The following is a 3,061-nucleotide window of genomic DNA, read 5'->3' on the forward strand; positions in this document are numbered from 1 at the left end:
CATAAGGCGTCACCCGGCCCGAAGCACTGACCACCTCTTTGGCGTCGCGCTTGATCGCGATAATCGCGTCGCCGCTGACCAATTCGATCTCATTGTCATCATACCAGCTTTGATCATTGATGATGATTTCTTCGAAGCTCTTGTCGCCGGCCAGAACCGGTGACAGCATGATCCGGTCATAATTGACCCGAGGTTCGGCACCGAAGATGGTCATGGCGTATCGGTCAGCGTCGCGGGCGAGGATTTCCTCCACGGCACGGCAGCCGGCCATGCCATTGCCGATGACAACAAGCCGCTCGCGGCCATGCCGGGAAGCTTTTTCCTGCTTAACGTCTGTTATAACCGGTGCGTTCATTAAATAATTCCAGTCGTTAGAAACTATATCCCAGCCGCAGCCAGAATTTCTCGGTATCGACGGCATAACTGTCGGCGTTGTAGTTGGCGTATTTGAGACCGACGCTGAAGACGCTGACTTTGAAATTGAGCGCTGCATCCAATTCCGTACCGTATTTTATGCTGCCGACATCGCTGCGAAAGTCATGATAGGCTGCGCTCGCGGTGATGCCGCCGAGCAGATTGACCTTCTTGCTGACGCTGACATATTTGTCTTCGAGGCCCGCCGGTGGCGTGCTGAGAAACACATCGGCCCAGCCGTTGAACTTGTGCAATGTGGCAAGCGGGGTCTGGAACCGATTTCCTGCGCCATCGGCACCCAGGCTCTCGTAACCCAGCGTCAGGCCAAAGCCGGATAAGGACGTGCCGATCGAGCCGGCGATATAGTCGACCGAATAATTGCCGGGGTTGTCCTTATAGTCTTTTTGCACCGCATAGCTGCCCGCGAGATTTAGCGTGAAACCCTCGGAGACCGGAAGTTTGGCGGTAGCGCGCAGGCCATAGGTTGCGGAGGAACTCAGCGAAACCGGTTGGCCTGCGTCAAAATCGAGCAGATAGGCAAATCCCTTCAGATTGACCGGCCCGGCTTTTACCCCTGCGCCCAGAAATATCAGGTCTCCGTCAAAAGCTTCGCGCGTTCCGGCGTCCGCGCCAAATATCGTGCGCTGGGAAATGGCATAAGTGGCTTCCAGCGTCAGAGGTTTCAGCGCCGTTACCGATGCACTGACGGCGTCAAAAGTCTGTTCATTTTGGCGCCAGCCGACGCTGCCCACGAAACGCTGGTCATCAATGTTGATTCTCTGGCGCCCGACGGTAAGGCTGCCCTTGTCCTTCTTGGCGAACTTCAGCTGAATGCGGTTCAGTTCGATATTTTCCGGGTCGGCGACGACGGAAAATGGTTCGACGCCATTGCCTGCATTTGTGTCATTATAGTCATTTATTATGCCCAGCGTCGCTTCACTCTCGACGAGAAATGAAAGCCCGATATCACTGGCCAGTTCCAGACCAGCGCGTGTCCGCAATGTTAAAGAGTCCGCGCTGGTTACCGGCTGGTCGACATGCTCATAAGCAAGGCGGGCGTCGAAAATCGGGTCGAGGGTCAAGCCTTCGGCAACCACCACCGGATCGCCGGTCTTGGCCAGGGCAAAGGAAGGCGTCGCCAGCGCGGCTCCTGACAATAATGCAATCGAAATTATATTTCTTTTTTCCATTTTCTTCCCCGTTAAAGATCTTCTCTCTTGCCGGGCATCCTCTCGGTTCAGGCCGCTTCTTGCTGCGTGCTCTTGTTTGGATTTCCATGTTCATATTCGGCCAGAAACTGCAGGACTTCCTGTCGATAAGCGTAAAATTTCGGATGTTCGAGCAGCGCCTTGCGGTCACGCGGCCGCGGCAGATCGACGTCGAGTATCTTGCCGATGGTGGCTTGCGGGCCATTGGTCATCATCACCACGCGGTCGGCGAGCAATATGGCCTCGTCCACGTCATGCGTGACCATGATGGCCGTCACTTTCGTGCGGTTCCAAACCTCGATCAAGACATCCTGGAGATCCCAGCGGGTCAGACTGTCGAGCATCCCGAATGGCTCGTCGAGCAACAGCAATTTGGGCGACAAGGCAAAGGCGCGGGCAATGCCAACCCGCTGGCGCATGCCGTTCGACATGTCGGCGGCCATTTTGTCCATCGCATCACCAAGACCAACGCGGTCCAGATAATATTCAATGATGTCCTTGCGTTCCGAACGGGTGGTGTGTGGATAAACCCGTTCCACGCCAAGAGCGACATTCTGCCGGGCGGTCAGCCACGGCATCAATGAGGGAGCCTGGAAAACGACCGCCTTGTCGGGGCCGGCGACGTCAATTTCCCGCCCGTCCAGAACAATGCCGCCGTCGCTAATCTCGTTCAATCCGGCGGCCATTGTGAGCACGGTGGATTTGCCGCAACCAGAATGGCCGATCAGCGAAATAAATTCGCCCTTGTCCATCAGGATATTCACGTCCTCGACCACCGTCAGCGGGCCTTTAGGCGTTGGGTAGATTTTCTTGAGTTTGAAAAACTCGAGATAACGCGTTGTGATCGGGCTTTCTGCTGCATCAAGATAGGCTTGCGGCAAGTTAGTCTGCTCGCCTTCTTGCGCGCCTGAAAGGTCCAGGGGCGTGATATCCGGCAGATCCGCGGATTCTGACGCAACCGCTTTTTGATCGCTGCTCAATATATCAAGATAGCCAACGATCGTATTGCGCAGGGTTTTATAGGCCGCATCTTCATTCATCGCTTCGCGCTGCCGGGGGCGCTCGATATTGACATCGAATATCTTGCCGATGGTTGCCGAAGGGGCCGGAGTCAGGATGGCGACGCGGTCGGCGAGTAGCAGCGCTTCATCGACATCATTGGTGACCAGAACAATCGTGCGCTTTTCGTGCTTGCGGATGCGTTCGATCTCGTCCTGCAATTTTGCCCGGGTCAGGGCATCGAGCGCTGACAAAGGCTCGTCCATCAGCAGGATTTCTGGCTCCATCGCAAGGGCACGCGCAACCGCGACGCGCTGCCGCATGCCTCCCGACAGCTGAGCTGGCTTGCGGTCCATTGCGTGATCCAAGCCAACCAGTTCGATCTTTTGCTTTACCAGTGCCGCGCGCTCTTCTTTCGATTTGTCCTGATGCACCGCATC

Annotated in this window: 3 protein-coding genes; all 3 read right to left on the reverse strand. The window is 56.0% G+C overall.

The genetic code is table 11. From position 1 onward, the window contains the following. The coding region (locus tag V7680_RS15310) for an FAD-dependent oxidoreductase (RefSeq protein WP_335654120.1) at window positions 1-355 on the reverse strand (355 nt) is incomplete at its 3' end. 16 nt (window positions 356-371) lie between these two features. After that, entirely contained in the window at window positions 372-1,604 is a 1,233-nt protein-coding gene (locus V7680_RS15315; protein ID WP_335654121.1) for an alginate export family protein, read from the reverse strand. A 47-nt stretch (window positions 1,605-1,651) separates the two neighbouring features. After that, window positions 1,652-3,061: ABC transporter ATP-binding protein (locus V7680_RS15320; protein WP_335654122.1), on the reverse strand; the 1,410-nt coding region annotated here is incomplete at its 5' end.

The sequence above is a fragment of the Parasphingorhabdus sp. genome (assembly GCF_036963705.1).
GTDB lineage: Bacteria > Pseudomonadota > Alphaproteobacteria > Sphingomonadales > Sphingomonadaceae > Parasphingorhabdus.